The 15,463-nt window shown below is 71.3% G+C and carries 13 protein-coding genes; 4 read left to right on the plus strand and 9 right to left on the minus strand.

Annotated elements, in window-relative coordinates:
* The first annotated feature begins 25 nt into the window (after window positions 1-25).
* Window positions 26-1,231 carry a 4-hydroxyphenylpyruvate dioxygenase gene (hppD, locus tag P4R38_RS05615; protein ID WP_277191382.1) on the plus strand — a complete coding sequence of 402 codons (1,206 nt, stop codon included), beginning with the start codon at window positions 26-28 and terminating at the stop codon, window positions 1,229-1,231.
* A 186-nt stretch (window positions 1,232-1,417) separates the two neighbouring features.
* Entirely contained in the window at window positions 1,418-1,798 is a 381-nt protein-coding gene (locus P4R38_RS05620; RefSeq protein ID WP_275240713.1) for a DUF1232 domain-containing protein, read from the plus strand.
* A 15-nt stretch (window positions 1,799-1,813) separates the two neighbouring features.
* Here the strand turns inward: P4R38_RS05620 and P4R38_RS05625 are convergent, their stop codons facing one another.
* Genes P4R38_RS05625 through P4R38_RS05635 form a run of 3 tightly spaced genes read right to left on the minus strand, consistent with a single transcriptional unit; the run spans window position 1,814 to window position 6,504 of the window.
* On the minus strand, window positions 1,814-2,191 hold the full coding sequence (locus P4R38_RS05625; RefSeq protein WP_275240714.1) for an STAS domain-containing protein: 378 nt from the start codon (window positions 2,189-2,191) through the stop codon (window positions 1,814-1,816).
* On the minus strand, window positions 2,184-6,095 hold the full coding sequence (locus P4R38_RS05630; RefSeq protein WP_277191383.1) for a SpoIIE family protein phosphatase: 3,912 nt from the start codon (window positions 6,093-6,095) through the stop codon (window positions 2,184-2,186). Before P4R38_RS05630 ends, P4R38_RS05625 begins: the two co-directional genes overlap by 8 nt.
* A gap of 25 nt (window positions 6,096-6,120) precedes the next feature.
* Window positions 6,121-6,504, minus strand: coding sequence for an STAS domain-containing protein (locus P4R38_RS05635; protein WP_277191384.1), 384 nt, complete (start codon window positions 6,502-6,504; stop codon window positions 6,121-6,123).
* Between the two features lie 264 nt (window positions 6,505-6,768).
* Here P4R38_RS05635 and P4R38_RS05640 point away from each other — a divergent pair, with 264 nt between their 5' ends.
* On the plus strand, window positions 6,769-8,136 hold the full coding sequence (locus tag P4R38_RS05640) for an MFS transporter (protein WP_277191385.1): 1,368 nt from the start codon (window positions 6,769-6,771) through the stop codon (window positions 8,134-8,136).
* A 1-nt stretch (window position 8,137) separates the two neighbouring features.
* Window positions 8,138-9,625 (plus strand): NAD-dependent succinate-semialdehyde dehydrogenase, encoded by a 1,488-nt coding sequence (locus tag P4R38_RS05645; protein WP_277191386.1) that lies wholly within the window; start codon window positions 8,138-8,140, stop codon window positions 9,623-9,625.
* 89 nt (window positions 9,626-9,714) lie between these two features.
* On the opposite strand, the gene P4R38_RS05650 is transcribed toward P4R38_RS05645, so the two are convergent.
* From P4R38_RS05650 to P4R38_RS05675, 6 genes are read right to left on the minus strand one after another with little or no spacing between them, the layout of a single operon-like run.
* Entirely contained in the window at window positions 9,715-10,644 is a 930-nt protein-coding gene (locus P4R38_RS05650; RefSeq protein WP_277191387.1) for an aminoglycoside phosphotransferase family protein, read from the minus strand.
* 42 nt (window positions 10,645-10,686) lie between these two features.
* Complete coding sequence (locus P4R38_RS05655; protein WP_277191388.1) at window positions 10,687-11,352, minus strand: GntR family transcriptional regulator; 666 nt, start codon at window positions 11,350-11,352, stop codon at window positions 10,687-10,689.
* Window positions 11,349-12,095 (minus strand): maleate cis-trans isomerase family protein, encoded by a 747-nt coding sequence (locus tag P4R38_RS05660; RefSeq protein ID WP_277191389.1) that lies wholly within the window; start codon window positions 12,093-12,095, stop codon window positions 11,349-11,351. Before P4R38_RS05660 ends, P4R38_RS05655 begins: the two co-directional genes overlap by 4 nt.
* A gap of 2 nt (window positions 12,096-12,097) precedes the next feature.
* The gene (locus P4R38_RS05665) at window positions 12,098-13,300 is read right to left on the minus strand and encodes an aminotransferase-like domain-containing protein (RefSeq protein WP_277191390.1); all 1,203 of its coding nucleotides are present in this window, start codon (window positions 13,298-13,300) and stop codon (window positions 12,098-12,100) included.
* A 41-nt stretch (window positions 13,301-13,341) separates the two neighbouring features.
* A complete protein-coding gene (locus tag P4R38_RS05670; protein ID WP_277191391.1) occupies window positions 13,342-14,595 on the minus strand; it encodes a M24 family metallopeptidase in 1,254 nt (417 codons plus the stop codon).
* On the minus strand, window positions 14,592-15,401 hold the full coding sequence (locus P4R38_RS05675; protein ID WP_277191392.1) for a maleate cis-trans isomerase family protein: 810 nt from the start codon (window positions 15,399-15,401) through the stop codon (window positions 14,592-14,594). Before P4R38_RS05675 ends, P4R38_RS05670 begins: the two co-directional genes overlap by 4 nt.
* Window positions 15,402-15,463 lie beyond the last annotated feature (62 nt).

A 15,463-nucleotide genomic window follows, 5' to 3' on the forward strand; every position in this document is an offset into this window, starting at 1 on the left:
CGGTGAGGGGCGCCACAGTGACCCCATGACCGACACCCTGAACCTCACCCCGCAGGAGCGCGAGGCCGACCTGAACCTCGACCAGCTCAAGCAGCTGGTCGGCCTCGTCGAGTACGACGAGAAGCAGGACCCGTTCCCCGTGACCGGCTGGGACGCCATCGTCTTCGTGGTCGGCAACGCCACGCAGACCGCGCACTACTACCAGTCCGCGTGGGGCATGGAGCTGGTCGCCTACTCCGGCCCGGAGACCGGCAACCGCGACCACAAGTCGTTCGTGCTGAAGTCCGGCTCGATCCGCTTCGTCGTCAACGGCGCCGTGGACCCCGACAGCCCGCTGGTCGAGCACCACCGCAGGCACGGCGACGGCGTCGTCGACATCGCGCTGGAGGTCCCGGACGTCGACAAGTGCGTCGAGCAGGCCAAGCAGGCCGGCGCCACCGTCGTCCGCGAGGCCGAGGACATCACCGACGAGCACGGCACGATCCGCATCGCCGCCATCGCCACGTACGGCGAGACCCGCCACACCCTCGTCGACCGCAGCAGGTACGACGGCCCGTACCTGCCCGGCTACCAGGCGAGCTCGTCGACCATCGTCAAGCGCGAGGGCGAGCCGAAGCGGCTCTTCCAGGCGCTGGACCACATCGTCGGCAACGTCGAGCTGGGCAAGATGGACGAGTGGGTCGCCTTCTACAACCGGGTCATGGGCTTCGTGAACATGGCCGAGTTCATCGGTGACGACATCGCCACCGACTACTCAGCGCTGATGAGCAAGGTCGTCGCCAACGGCAACCACCGGGTGAAGTTCCCGCTGAACGAGCCGGCGCCGGCGAAGAAGAAGTCCCAGATCGACGAGTACCTGGAGTTCTACCGCGGTGCCGGTGCCCAGCACCTCGCGGTCGCCACGAACGACATCCTCGCCAGCGTCGACGCGCTGCGCGCCAACGGCGTGGAGTTCCTGGACACCCCGGACTCCTACTACGAGGACGACGAGCTGCGCGCCCGCATCGGCGAGGTGCGGGTGCCGGTCGAGGAGCTGAAGAAGCGCGGCATCCTGGTCGACCGCGACGAGGACGGCTACCTCCTGCAGATCTTCACCAAGCCGCTCGGTGACCGTCCGACGGTGTTCTTCGAGCTGATCGAGCGGCACGGCTCGCTCGGCTTCGGCAAGGGCAACTTCAAGGCGCTGTTCGAGGCGATCGAGCGCGAGCAGGACCGCCGCGGCAACCTCTGAGCAACCCGCACACGGCGTGAGGGGCCGGTCGACACCACGGTGGCGGCCGGCCCCTCGCGCCGTCGGGGATCGGATCGCGTTGGGGCGGTGTACCCCACCGGGTAGGGGGTATCTAGGCTTCGCGGCAACGTGACGTCGCCCGGGCACCCGCGGGGGCGACGCCCTCGTTCAGGAGGAGGATTCAGCTTGCCAACCGAGGACGCGGTGGGGCGCCTGCTCCGCTCACCTGCCTTCACCCGGTCGCGACGAGCGGCGCTGGTGCTCCAGGACGACCCGGTCGCCCTCGCCGAGCTGCTCGACCTCGTCCGCCTGCAGCAGATCGACGACGGCGCCCGCCTGAGCGACGCGGCACCGTTGGTGCGCTCGGCCGTGAGCTGGCTGGAGGCGGCGGTCGAGGAGGGTGACCTCGGTCGCCAGGGCCATCTGGCCCGCCGCAGGCTGGTGATCGCCGCCCTGCACTACGTGGTCAGCGTCACCGACGTCATCCCCGACAACGCCCCCGGTGGCACGGTGGACGACGTCCTCGTCGTACGGACGGTGCTCGGCGGGGTGCTCAGCGACGCCTGACCGGCGTGACCGTCGTCAGTCGCGGGTCGCCGTGGTGACGTCGTCGGAGATCTCGAAGACCTCGGTCAGCCTGGTCAGCTCGAAGACCTTGCGGACGGGGGACGGAGGCACGACCAGGCGCAGCCGGCCGCTGCCCGCCGCCACGCTGCGGTGCACCCCGATGAGCGCTCCGATGCCACTGGAGTCGATGAAGGTCGTCCCGGTGAAGTCGACCACGACGCGGAAGCCGGGCTCGGCCGTCACCTGCGTCAGAGCCTGCTGCAGGTCCGGGGCCGTGGCCATGTCGACCTCGCCCCGCACCGAGACCACGGTGTGGTCGTTGACGCTGCCGATGACCACGGTGGGCCCTTCCGCCGAGGTGGTGGTTGCTCCGGTGAGGTGTGCGTCAGACATACGCACCCTCCGGCTGTCGCTCGCGGGCGTTCAGCAGGCACCACACGACCTTGCCCGTCCCGTGGGAGTAGCAGCCCCACCGGCTGGAGATCGCCGAGACCAGGGTGAGTCCTCGGCCGCCGCTGCCGTCCGGGTGCGGCTCCTGCGCCACCGGCTGAGCCGGAGCGCCGTCGCGCACCATCAGCGACACGTGGTCGGCGTCGGCGCGGTGCACGGTCAGCTCGACCGGACCGGTCCCGTGACGCACCGCGTTGCTGGCCAGCTCGCTGACCACCAGGGCCGCGTCGGCCAGGACGTCCTCGGGGACGTGCTCGGCCGCGAGGACCTCGCGGACGAGCTGTCGGGCGATGCGGGGTGCTGATGCGTCCATGGGCAACGGTGCGTGCACGAGATCTCGCTCTCCGTGGTGGTCGGCGGCAACGGCCCGGTCGTTGCTCGTCATGGTAGGAGACGCGCCGCCGGTCGTCGGCGTCGCGTCGGTGGGCTCCGACCGGAACCCGGTGTCCGCGGGAGCTTCGTCCGCCGTCGGCTCCCGGCGCCGGACGGGCTGCGCCGCGAGGACGGCCACGTCGTCGCCGTGGTCCTCCCGCAGCAAGGTGCTGGCGAGGTGCTGGGCCAGACCGTGGACGCCCCCGCGCCACGCGGAGCCGGCCTCGGACAGGGCTGCGAGCCCGACGTCCAGGTCGCTGTCCCGGTGCTCGACCAGGCCGTCGGTGTAGAGGACCAGCGAGTCACCGTCGCGCAGGTCGACGGTGTCCTGTCCGTACCCGGCGCGACCGACCCCGAGCGGCGGACCACCCTCGTTGACCTGCAGGAGGTCCGTGGTCCCGTCCGCCGCGATGCGCAGCGGCGGCAGGTGGCCCGCGTTGGCGATGGTGACGGTCCCGTCCGCGGGTGCGTAGACCGCGTAGACGCAGGTGACCATCTGCGGCTTGTCCAACCCGCGCACGATGTCGTCGAGGTGGTCCATCAGCCGGTGCGGTGGCACGTCCAGCCGCGCGTACGCCCGGATGGCCGAGCGCAGCTGCCCCATCACGGCGGCCGCGGACACGCCCCGACCCATGACGTCACCGATGACCAGGGCGACGCGGTCGTCGTCCAGCTCCAGGACGTCGTACCAGTCGCCGCCGACCTGCGTGCCCTCGACGCCGGGCTGGTAGAACGACGCGAGCTCGACGCCGGCGACCTGCTGGGGGATGTGGGGGAGCAGGCTGGCCTGCAGCTCGCTGGCGATCGCGTGCTCGCGCGCGGCGGCCTCCTGCGCGGCCCGCGCGGCCGTCAGCGCCCGTTCGGCCGACACCTGCTCGGTGATGTCCTGGACGGAGCCGACGACGGTGGCGTGCCGATCCTGGTCGGCCGGGGCGAACTCCGCCCGGGCGCGCAGCAGCCGCTCCTCGCCGTCCGGGCGGACGACCCGGGTCACGTACGCGGCGGTCTCGCCCGCCTCGGCACGACGCAGCGCAGCGACGACCTCGCTGCGGTCGTCCGGGTGGATCAGGCCCTCGACCAGCTCGGTGATGCTGCTGGACTCCAGCGCCTGCCGGGTGAGCCCGACCAGGTGCAGGGCCTCGTCGGTGACGATCACCCGACCGGTCTCGAGGTCCACCTCCCAGGAGCCCAGCTGCGCCAGGCGCTGCGCCTCCTCGAGCATCCGGTGGCTGCGCTCGAGCGCCAGCCGGGTCCGCCGGGCCCGGTCCAGCTCCAGGTTCGCGCGGACGCGCGCCCGCAGCTCTCGCGCGGTGAACGGCTTCATGAGGTAGTCGTCGGCGCCCGCCTCCAGGCCCGCGATGGCGCCGTCCTCGCCGGCCCGCGCGGAGACGAGCACCACGGGGACACCGGTCATGGCCGGGTCCGCGTGCAGCTCGCGCATCAGCCCGACGCCGTCGAGGTGGGGCATCATCACGTCCGACAGCACGAGGTCGGGGCGCCGCCGGCGAGCCCGGTCCAGCGCCTCCATCCCGTCCGCAGCGGCGTCGACCTCGTAGTCCGGGGACAGCAGGTGGACGAGGTACTCCCGCATGTCGGGGTTGTCGTCGACCACGAGCAGCCGCGGCCCGCCGCGGCCGTCGGACGACGTACGGGGTGCGTCCGTCTCGGTGGGTCGCCCGCCGCCGACCCACTGCCGGGTCTCCTCGACGTACGGCGCCGCGTGCCGGGCCGCACTCGTCCCGGTGGCCTGCTCGACCGCGTGGGGCAGGTGCTCGGTGCCGAAAGGGACGCGGACCGTGAAGGTGCTGCCGAGCCCCGGCTCGCTGTGCACGGCGACGGAGCCGCCGTGCAGCGCGACGATGTCGGCGACGAGGGCCAGGCCGACGCCGCTGCCCTCGTGGCTGCGGGAGCGGGCGCCGATGACCCGGTGGAAGCGCTTGAACAGATCCGCCTGGTCCTCCACGGCGATGCCCGTGCCGGTGTCGCTCACCTCCAGCTGGGCCATGCCCTCGACCTCGGTGAGGCTGATGGTCACCGTGCCGCCGAAGGTGAACTTGAGCGCGTTGGACAGCAGGTTGAGCACCAGCTTGGACCACAGGTCCGCGTCGACGTAGACGTCGTGCTCCAGCGGCTCGCAGCGGACCACGAAGTCCAGTCCGGCGCGGGTCATCGCGGCGTCGAACTGCTCGGCCAGCTCGCGGGTCAGGGAGGACAGCGGAGTCCGCGCGAAGGTGTGGGTGGAGCCCTCGGAGTGCATCCGGGTGAAGTCGAGCAGGGTGTTGACCAGCTTCAGCAGCCGGACGGCGTTGCGGGACACCAGCTCGACCCGGCCCCGTTGCGCAGCCGGCAGCGGGTGCTCGATGTCCGCGAGCGCGTCCTGCGCGGGCCCCAGCAGCAAGGTGAGCGGCGTGCGCAGCTCGTGGCTGACGTTGGTGAAGAACGTCGTCTTCGCCTGGTCGAGGTGCTCGAGCTCGGCCGCTCGCTCGGCCGCCGTCTTGTGGACGACCGCGCGGGCGAGGGCTCCGGTGACGTGGCCGGCGACCAGGCCGACGAAGTCGCGGTAGGCGGTGTCGAACGGCCGGTAGCGGTTGAGGCCGAGGATCAGCAGGCCGAGCGGTCGATCCCCCGGGCCGGTCGAGAGCGGCAGGGCGTACGCGGCCAGCGGCGCCTCCGACCATGCTCCCCCGGGCAGCGGCACGGGGAGGGCGTCGAGGTCCGGCACCAGCCGGGACTCCCCGGCGAGCAGCGCCTCGACGGGCCAGGGGCTGCCGGTGCCGGGTGTGAGGAATGGGGGAGCGGCGGGGTGGGGGCCGTCGAAGCCGGTCGACGCCGCGAGCCGCAACGAGTCGTCAGCCGCGTCCTCGTCGGCGAGGTACAGCAGGGTGAAGGGGAGGGCGCGCGACGACCGGCCGAGGGAGTCGGACAGGGCCTCCAGCGTGTCCGCGACGGTCAGTGCCTCGGCGGTACTGGTGGCCAGGTCGCTCAGCGCCTCGAGCCGACGCTGGCCGACGACCTCGTGCGTGACCTCGGCGACGACGCACAGCAGGCCCACCACAGCGCCGTCGTCGTCGTCGAGCGGGCTGTAGGAGAAGGTGTGGTAGGTCTCCTCGACGTACCCGCTGCGCTCCAGGAAGAGCTGCAGCCGCTCGTCCCAGGACGCCTCGCCGGTGGTCATCACCTGGCTGATGCGGGGCTCGACCTCCTCCAGCACCTCCGCCCAGACCTCGGCGAACGGCCGTCCGAGCGCCCACGGGTACTTCGTCCCCAGGGTGTCCCGGCGGTAGGCGTCGTTGCAGAAGAAGATCAGGTCCGGGCCCCAGGCCATCCACATGGAGAACTTGGAGGCCAGCATCGTGCGGACGGCCGTCTTGAGGCTCTGCGGCCACTGCTCGGGGTCGCCGAGGCCGGTCGCCTCCCAGTCGACCTCGGACAGGACGCGCCCGAGGTCACCCGCGTTGCGGAAGGACTTGTGCACGGTGGCTACCGGCCGACGGCCGGGTTCAGCCCGCGGCGCCGGAGGCGGCGCCGTCCAGCTGGGGCGCGGTCAGCCGTGCGAGCGCCTCGTCCACGGTGCTGTGGAAGACGAACACGGTCTTCAGACCGGTGATCCGCATGACGCGCATCAGCGGCTCGGACACCGCGACGAGCTGGAGCCCACCGCCGACGGTCTCGAGCTGCTTGTGCCGACCGACCAGGACACCGAGGCCGACCGAGTCCATGAAGGGCACACCGCCCAGGTCCAGCACCAGCCGGCGGGCGCCGGAGTCGATCGCCTCGTTGAGGGCGTCACGCAGCATCGGCGCGGTGTACATGTCGACCTCGCCGCGCGCCGACACCACGGTGGTGCCGTCGAGCACGTCTTTGCGGCTGATGGACAGATCCACGGACTACCACCTTCACAGAGAGCCGCTCGGCCTATGGGGGTTGGCAGGGGCAGCCGCGTGAGACTACCGGGCGCCAGGACCGAGCACCAGTTCACCGCGCCGAGCCGACACCTGTCGGGTGGACCCAGGGCCGCGCCGTTTGCGTCGCGTCCACGGTGATGGAACGGTGCTGAACCGTGACCCACGGGCTAATGTGTCCGATTGTCGACAATGATTGATCTCAGACGTAGCTCATGACCGCCCCCTCAGGACGGAGAGATGCCCATGTCAAGCCAGAGTCCGACAGCGAACGAAGAGGTGCCGAAGAGCATCCTGCACCGCGCGATCGGCGCCTCGGCGATCGGGAACGCGGTCGAGTGGTTCGACTACGGCGTGTACGCGTACATGACCACCCACATCGCCAAGTCGCTCTTCCCCGACGGCGACAACGCGGTGTTCTTCACCCTCGTCGGCTTCGCGATCTCGTTCCTGATCCGCCCGGTCGGCGGTCTGTTCTGGGGTCCGCTCGGCGACAGGATCGGCCGCAAGCGGGTCCTCGCGATGACGATCCTGCTGATGGCCGGGTCCACGCTGTGCGTCGGGCTCATCCCGAGCTACTCGACCATCGGCTGGGCCGCGCCGGTGATCCTCTACTGCCTGCGCATCATCCAGGGCTTCTCGGCCGGCGGTGAGTACGGCGGCGCCGCGACCTTCATGGCGGAGTACGCCCCCGACAAGAAGCGCGGCTTCTACGGCAGCTTCCTCGAGGTCGGCACGCTCACCGGCTTCACGCTCGGCAACGGCATCGCGCTGATCCTGGTGCACACCCTGAACGACAGCCAGCTGGCGGACTGGGGCTGGCGCATCCCGTTCTTCATCGCGGCGCCCCTCGGCCTGATCGGTATGTACCTGCGCAGCCGGATGGAGGACACGCCGATCTTCAAGGAGCTGGAGGAGCGTTCCGAGACCGAGGATCAGGTCACCGGGGTCTTCAAGGACCTGCTGACCAAGTACCTGCGACCGATCCTCACCCTGTTCGGGCTGGTCATCGCGCTGAACGTCGTCAACTACACGCTGCTCAGCTACACGCCGACGTATCTGCAGGGCACGATCGACATGTCCGAGGACGACGCGCTGCTGGTGCCGTTCTTCGGTCAGATCGCGATGCTGGTCACGCTGCCGTTCTTCGGCGCGCTGTCCGACCGGATCGGCCGGCGACCGATGTGGCTCTTCTCCTGCCTCGCGCTGATCATCGCGATCATCCCGATGTACAACCTGATGGGGACCAACCTCACCGGGGCCATCATCGCCTTCGCCGTCATCGGGCTGCTCTACTGCCCGCAGCTGGCGACCATCTCCGCGACCTTCCCGGCGATGTTCCCGACCATCGTGCGGTTCGCCGGAGTGGCCATCGGCTACAACGTCGCCACGTCGGTGTTCGGCGGGTCCGCCCCGTCCATCAACGAGTGGCTGATCGACAAGACCGGCGACAACCTGTGGCCGGCGTACTACATGGTCGGCGCGTGCGTGATCGGGCTCGTCTCCGCCTGGTTCCTCATCGAGACCAAGGGCCAGTCGCTGCGGGGTACGGAGATCCCGGGGACGCCCGAGGCGTTCGAGGAGCAGAAGGAGCTCGCGGCGGAGGCTCGCTGACATGGCGGTCGACACCACCTCGACGGCCTTGAGCGACCACGAGATCCGGGTGGTCGACCGTGTCCGCACCGACCTGCTGATCGGCGGTTCGTGGGGACCGGCCGAGGGGGAGGCCACGTTCGACGTGGTCGACCCCTCGACCGGCCGGGTGCTCGCCCGGGTGGCGGACGCCTCGCCGCAGGACGGCCGCCGCGCCCTCGACGCCGCGGTCGCCGCGCAGCCGTCGTTCGCCGCCACCGCACCACGGGAGCGGTACGACGTCCTGATGCGGGCGTACGCGCTCATGCTGGAGCGGATCGACGACCTCGCCCTGCTGATGACGCTCGAGATGGGCAAGCCGCTGGCCGAGGCCAGGGGCGAGATCACGTACGCGGCGGAGTTCTTCCGGCACTTCGCGTCCGAGGCGCTGCGGATCGACGGCGGGTACCAGACCGCGCCGGCCGGCAACGCCCGGTTCCTGGTCGGCAAGCAGCCGGTCGGGCCGTGCCTGCTCATCACGCCGTGGAACTTCCCCATGGCGATGGGGACCCGCAAGATCGGTCCCGCCATCGCCGCGGGCTGCACCAGCGTCATCAAGCCGGCCCACCAGACGCCGCTCTCGATGCTCGCGCTGGGCGGGATCCTGCAGGAGGCCGGCCTGCCCGACGGCGTCGTCAACATCGTGACCTGCCTGCGCGCCGGTGAGGTCATGGAGCCGCTCATCCGGTCCGGGCTCGCGCGCAAGCTCTCGTTCACCGGTTCGACCAAGGTCGGCAAGGTGCTGCTGGAGCAGTGCGCCGACAAGGTGCTGCGGACGTCCATGGAGCTCGGCGGCAACGCCCCGTTCATCGTCTTCGAGGACGCCGACCTGGACGAGGCGGTCGCGGGCGCGATGGCCGCCAAGATGCGCAACATGGGCGAGGCCTGCACGGCGGCGAACCGGATCTTCGTGCACGAGAACGTGATCGACGCGTTCGGCACTCGCCTGGCGCAGGCGATGGGCGACCTGCGGGTGGGCCGTGGCACCGATGACGGTGTCCAGGTCGGACCCCTCATCGACGAGGCCGGCCGGCAGAAGGTCGCCGACCTCGTGGCCGACGCCACCGGACGCGGCGCTCAGGTGCTCACCGGCGGCGAGGCCCCGGACGGGGAGGGCTGGTTCTACCCGCCGACCGTGCTGACCGGTGTACCGCGCGACGCCCGGATGGCCGAGGAGGAGATCTTCGGTCCCGTCGCGCCGCTGACATCGTTCGCGTCGGAGGAGGAGGTCGTCGCGGCGGCCAACGACACGCCGTACGGGCTCGTCTCGTACGTCTTCACCAACGATCTGCGGCGAGCACTGCGGGTCGCGGAGGCGCTGGAGTCGGGGATGGTCGGGCTCAACCAGGGCGTCGTGTCGAACCCCGCCGCGCCGTTCGGCGGCATCAAGGAGTCCGGCCTGGGCCGCGAGGGCGGCAGCGTCGGGATCGAGGAGTTCCTCGAGATCAAGTACATCGGCATCGCCACCTGACCGCTGCCCCCGTGCCCCCTCTGGCAAAAGGTGGTGGTCGGCACAGCCATGCGTGTGCACGCGATCAGCTTCTGCCGGAGGGGCGTCGCTCAGGGGGAGCGGCGGGCAACGCCGGCGAACATGCGGTCGGCCAGCTCGCGGGTGAAGGTCGCGAGGTTCGGCAGGCTCGGTGGGTACGGCTGGCGGCTCTTCCAGGCGAACGCGCCGGCCGCTGTCAGCAGCGTGTCGTCCAGCAGGCGCTCGACCTCGGCGGTGAGCCCGGGCAGCGCGCCGATGCGTTCGTCGTAGGCGGGCAGGTCGACCCACTCCAGGCACAGCGCGAACGCGTCCGCCCACCACGGCCCGACGACGGCCATGCCCCAGTCCACGACGACCGCCTCGCCTGTGGGTCGGATGAGGAGGTTGTCGTCGCGAATGTCCCAGTGGCACAACGCTTCCGAGACGAGCCGGTCCGGCAGTCCGCGCGCGATCCGCGCGGCGGCGGGGACGTCCACCCACTCGGGGAGGCAGTCGCCCGGGTCGGCGGCGAGCAGGTCCCAGCGCTGTGCCCAGAGGGTGGTCACGTCGGCGAGCGAGCGCGCCTGCACCCCGTCCGGCGCCGGGGTCAGCTCGCGGGTCTGCCGCAGCACGAGGTCCCATACCGCGTCGGCGTCCTGCTGGTCGGTGAGGTCCGGGTGCCGGCCCTCGACGTCCTCGAGCAGGATCGCGACCCAACCGTCCTCGTCATACTCCGCGAGCAGCGCCGGACGGTACGGCACGCGCGGCAGCAGCCGCAGGATCCCCAGCTCGTGCCGGAACAGCCTGACCGTGTCGGCGTTGATCTCCTCGCCGACCGCCTTGACGAACGCCCGCTGACCGTCGGCGGTCTCGATCCGGGCGGCGCACCCGGGTGACATGCCGCCGATCTGGCCGGACGTCGTGACGACCGATGACCCGAGGGTCCGGTCGACCCAGTCGCGCACCTGTTTCGGGATCTGGTCGTAGTGCTGGCGGACACCGACGGCGCGCGGCTGGGTCATGCCGGCCATGGTGGCCGGTAACTGGCCGCCCGGTCGAACCGGTTACTCGGCGTGCAGCCGAGCGAGCGCGTCCCGCATGTGAGCCACCAGCAGGGAGTCGGTGAGGCGTGGCTCGCCATCGATGAACGACCTTGCTATCGCTCGGTGCTCGTCCACCCGCTCGTCGTGGCTGGCGTACGTGGCCTTGAGGGCGTTGAGGCACATCCGGGTCTCGGTGAGCAGGGTGGCGTGCATCTGCGCCAGGCGCGGGCTCTCGGACTGCTCGACCAGCAGCTCGTGGAACTGCAGGTCCGATGCGGCGAGCCCGGCCTCGTCGTCGGCCGCCCCGGCCAGCGCCATCTGCTCGATCACCGTGAGCAGGGCCTCGCCCGCGTCGACCGGCCGGCGCTGATGGACCTGCTCGGCGGCCGCCCGCTCGACCGCCTGACGTGCCAGGTACATGTCGCGCACCCGCTCCGGCGTCATCTCGATGACGAACAGCCCGCGGTTGCGGATCGACAGCAGCAGGCCCTCCTGGGTGAGGCGTTGCAGCCCCTCACGCAGCGGTCCGCGGCTCACGCCCAGCTGGCGGGCGAGCTCGGCCTCACCGAGCTGGGTGCCAGGCGCGAGGTCGCCGGTGGCGATCGCCTCCCGGACGCGGTCGGCGACCATGCTCGCGGTGGACGGGCGCAGCACGGGTTCGAGCGGGGTGCGCATCGAGAGAGTCATGTCCTGTCCTCCTGGTTCGCGAAGAGCCGGCCGAGCCCGTCCACCGGTACGACCGCGTCCAGCAGGTCCAGGCCCTTCCACACGGTGACCTGGTTGGCGGTGAGCACGGTCGTGCCGACGGCGTCCTCGAGGTCGCCGAGCCACTGCAGAGTGTGCATGGCGGTGTCCGGGACCAGCACGGCGTCCGGCTCTCCCGACAGGTCGGCGCCGCGCACGAGCCGTACGACGTCGTCCCGGCCGAGGATCCCGACCTCGGCGGCCGTGACGATGTCGTTGCTGTGCAGGGCGGTCACCTCGATGCGGTCGCCGGCGAGGAAGTCCACGAACGCGCGCGCGACGTCCTCCGGGTACGACGCGACGACGCTGACCCGCCGTGCGTCGAGGAAGCGGCAGGCGTCGACGAACGCGAGCGAGGTGGACGAGCACGGCCGGCCGGTGAGCTGCTCCAGGTCGCGGACCTGCCGGTGCGCGCCGTCCCAGCCGAAGACGAACGACCCCGATGTGCACGCCCACATGACCGCGTCGGGTTCGTGCTCGGCCAGGAGGGTACGAGCGCCCTCGGTGAGCCGGGACCGCGAGCCGAGGTCGAGCAAGGCGTCCACGCGGTGCGCGTCCTCCCCGACCGAGGTGTGCACCAGCGGCAGCTCCCACGGTGGGTCGACCCGTCCGCGCAGCCGGGTCTCCAGCGCGGGGTAGTCGTCCTCGGCGCTGTGCCCGGGGTAGAGGAGTCCGATGCGCGGCATGCTCAGACCACCCTGTCGACCGCGCGGCGCAGCCGGGCGACGCCCTCGTGGATGCGTGCGGGTGAGGTGGCCGCGAAGCACACGCGCAGCGCGTTCGGGAAGTGCTTGCCGGGCGAGAACGCGTTGCCGGGGATGAACGCGACGCCCTCGGCGAGCGCGACCTCGAACAGCGCCTCGGTGTCGACGTCGTCCTCGAAGGTGACCCACAGGAAGAAACCGCCCTCGGGGTCGGTCCAGCGGACGCGGTCGCCGAGCTGCTCGGCCAGTGCGGTCTGCATCGCGACCTTCCGCTGCCGGTACACCTCGCGCTGGACCGCGACGTGCTTGCGGAGGTACCCGGCGCGCAGGAAGCCGGCGATCAGTCGCTGCATCGGCAGGTTCGTGCAGGTGTCCATGGCCTGCTTGGCGTTGATCAGCAGCTGCTGCAGCTCCGGTGCGGCGTCGACCCATCCCACCCGCAGCCCCGGCGCGATGACCTTGGAGAACGTCCGTACCGACAGCACCAAGGGGTCGCCGTCGGCCAGCTCGTGCAGGGACGGGAGCTGCTCGCCCGCGAAGCGCAGCATCCCGTACGGGTCGTCGTCGATCACGAGGCTGCCCCACTGGCGGGCCAGCTCGAGCAGACGATGCCGTCGTTCCAGGCTCATCGACGCGCCGGAGGGGTTCTGGAAGGTCGGGATCGTGTAGATGACCTTGGGTGGCCGAACAGCCGCGACCATCTCCTCCAGGCGGTCGACCTGCACCCCCTCCGCGTCGACCGGCACCTCCAGCAGCTCGCCCTGGTACGAGCGGGCGGTCGCGGATCCGTTGGTGTACGTGGGTGATTCGACGACGACGAGGTCACCGGGGTCGACGAAGAGCTTGAACGCCAGGTCCAGCCCCTGCATCCCACCGGAGGTGATGGTGAGGCGCTCCGGTGTGGTGGCGTCGGTCGTACCCTCGAGCTCGGTCAGCAGCGCGTCGCGCAGCGTCGGGTCGCCCTCGGTGGCCGCGTAGTCGAACGCGTCCGGCGACTCGGCGCCGATCTCATGGACGCCGATCTGTGCAAGCAGATGCGTCGGAATCGCTTCCGGCGCAGGGCTTCCCATGGCGAAGCGGACGATGTCGTGACGTTGCTTGGCCAGCAGCGACGTGCTCGAGTCGATCACCGACCCGACCAGGTCAGCGGCCCGGCCGGCGAGCGGCAGCGTTGGTGTGTCGGTCATGCGCACCTCCGATGTCGAGCGAATCTCATTTCGTGACAGCGTCATTCCTTGACGGTCAGCCCTCCTGGAACGTCGGTGAGCCGGTCGGCGCCGGACTCGGTGACGAGGATCGACTCGGACGTCTCGTACCCCCAGCCGTCCATCCACATGCCGAGGATCACGTGGAACGCCATCCCCACCTGCAGCACCGTCTTCTCCTCCGACCGCAGGCTCACCGTGCGCTCGCCCCAGTCAGGTGGGTACCCGATGCCGATGGAGTAGCCGATCCGCGACTCCTTGTGCAGGCCGTACCGGGCGATGGTGGACGCGAAGGCGTGGTGCACGTCGCTGCCCTGGGCGCCGGGTCGGGCGGCAGCCAGAGCCGCCGCCATCCCCTCGCTCACGGCCTCCGCGCACGAGCGCAGGCGCTCCGGCGGACGGCCGAGCACGACCGTACGGGCCAGCGGGGCGTGGTAGCGGTGGTGGACGCCCGCGAGCTCGACGGTGGTCGCCTCGCCCTGGACCAGCGGCAGGTCCGACCAGGTCAGGTGCGGGGTCCCGGCGGTCTCGCCGGTCGGCAGCATCGGCACGATCGCGGGGTAGTCGCCGCCCAGCTGGTGCGCGCCGAGCGCCTGCGCGTGCTGGATCTCGGCCACCACGTCGCACTGGCGCCGCCCGACCTCGATCCCGGCGACGGCGATCTCCATGACGCGCTGCGCGATCTCGCCGGCGACGCGCAGCTTGGCCTGCTCGCGCTCGGACTTGACCACCCGCACCCAGTTGACCAGCTCGTGGCTGTCGACGAGGCTCGCCCGGCCCAGGTGGGAGTGCAGCGCGAGGAACCCGCGCGGGCTGAAGAAGTGGGCGTCGGTCTCGGTGGCGACGACGGCGTCGGCGGAGTCGGTGAGAACGCCGATCTCCAGGGCGCGCCGGGCGATCCAGTCGAACGGGTGGACGTCGTCGCGGTGGACCAGGTCCTCGGGGTAGCCGTGGACGCGGTCGCGCGGGAGGCAGGCGGTGTAGTGCGCGCCCTGGGCGTCCATCGACCGGGCGAACAGGTGGGGCTCGCCGCTCGCCGGGACCACCAGGCACTGCGGCATGTAGAAGGACCACGCGTTGTAGCCGGTCAGGTAGTAGAGGTTGGCGGGGTCGACGACGACGAGAGCCGAGAGGGAACGCTCGGCCATCCGCGCCTGCACCGCGGCCCGCCGGGCGGTGTACTCCTCGACCGGGAAGGGCCGCGACCGCAGCTCACCCCCGTCGTCCGGCGCGGTGGCGGGCGCGATCCCGCTCGGCGTCGGGTCGATGCGGCTCATGCGGCCCGCCCGTGCCGGGTGTCGATCAGGCGTTGCCCCGGACCGACGGCGTCCAGCCCGGCCAGCTGCAGGGCCGCCCACACCGTGACCTGGTTCGCGGTGAGGACGGGGATGCCCAGCTCGCGCTCCAGCGGCGCGATCAGGTCGTACGTCGGCAGGTTCGTGCACGAGAGGAAGACCGCCTCGCACCCGCTGCCCGCGGCGACCGCCTCACGGGCGAGCTCGACCGTGACCGCGTACGGGACGCGCCAGATGAGACCGGCGAGTCCCAGCCGAGCGCTGCCCGTGACGGCGACCCCGGCGTCGGCCAGGTAGCCCTCGAGCGCGCAGGTGATGGCCTCGTCGTACGGGGTGGCGACCGCGATCCTGCTGACGCCGAGGTGCCGCAGGGCGGACACCATCGCGCCGGACGTCGACACGGCGGCCGGGGCTCCGGAGGCGAACATCGCCTCCAGCAGGGCGCGCTCGCCCTCGACGCCGTGCACGAAGCTGCCGGACGTGCACGCGTACGCGACGACCTCCGGGCGCGTCGCGAGGAGCCGGCTGGTGCACTCGGCCACGACGTCGACGTCGCCGACCTCGGCCGCCTGGTCGACCGAGACCGGGAGCGCGCAGTACGGCGTGCGGGTGACCAGGAGGGTGGCCCGTTCGGGCACCCAGCGCCACAGCTCGCGGTCCAGCGCGAAGTCGTGCGGCGCGACGACACCGATGCCGACGTCGCCGACGGGCGCGTCGCGGGGGAGGCCGGTGAGGGTCGCGTCGGCTCGCTCGACGACCTCCGGATCGAGGCCGGGGTGGCGCTTCATCCGGCCATGGTGCACAGCCGGTCGGATTGTTGACAATCGGTCTGGCGGATTTCTACGTTGAC

This window comes from Luteipulveratus flavus (assembly GCF_029439465.1).
GTDB lineage: Bacteria > Actinomycetota > Actinomycetes > Actinomycetales > Dermatophilaceae > Luteipulveratus > Luteipulveratus flavus.

Excerpts from the sequence above, each read along its gene's own strand:
- hppD (WP_277191382.1), top strand. The coding sequence starts at position 26 with ATGACCGACACCCTGAACCTCACCCCGCAGGAGCGCGAGGCCGACCTG.
- P4R38_RS05640 (WP_277191385.1), top strand. The coding sequence starts at position 6,769 with ATGTCAAGCCAGAGTCCGACAGCGAACGAAGAGGTGCCGAAGAGCATC.
- P4R38_RS05625 (WP_275240714.1), bottom strand. The coding sequence starts at position 2,191 with ATGTCTGACGCACACCTCACCGGAGCAACCACCACCTCGGCGGAAGGG.
- P4R38_RS05675 (WP_277191392.1), bottom strand. The coding sequence starts at position 15,401 with ATGAAGCGCCACCCCGGCCTCGATCCGGAGGTCGTCGAGCGAGCCGAC.
- P4R38_RS05655 (WP_277191388.1), bottom strand. The coding sequence starts at position 11,352 with ATGACTCTCTCGATGCGCACCCCGCTCGAACCCGTGCTGCGCCCGTCC.
- P4R38_RS05645 (WP_277191386.1), top strand. The coding sequence starts at position 8,138 with ATGGCGGTCGACACCACCTCGACGGCCTTGAGCGACCACGAGATCCGG.
- P4R38_RS05665 (WP_277191390.1), bottom strand. The coding sequence starts at position 13,300 with ATGACCGACACACCAACGCTGCCGCTCGCCGGCCGGGCCGCTGACCTG.
- P4R38_RS05660 (WP_277191389.1), bottom strand. The coding sequence starts at position 12,095 with ATGCCGCGCATCGGACTCCTCTACCCCGGGCACAGCGCCGAGGACGAC.
- P4R38_RS05650 (WP_277191387.1), bottom strand. The coding sequence starts at position 10,644 with ATGACCCAGCCGCGCGCCGTCGGTGTCCGCCAGCACTACGACCAGATC.
- P4R38_RS05670 (WP_277191391.1), bottom strand. The coding sequence starts at position 14,595 with ATGAGCCGCATCGACCCGACGCCGAGCGGGATCGCGCCCGCCACCGCG.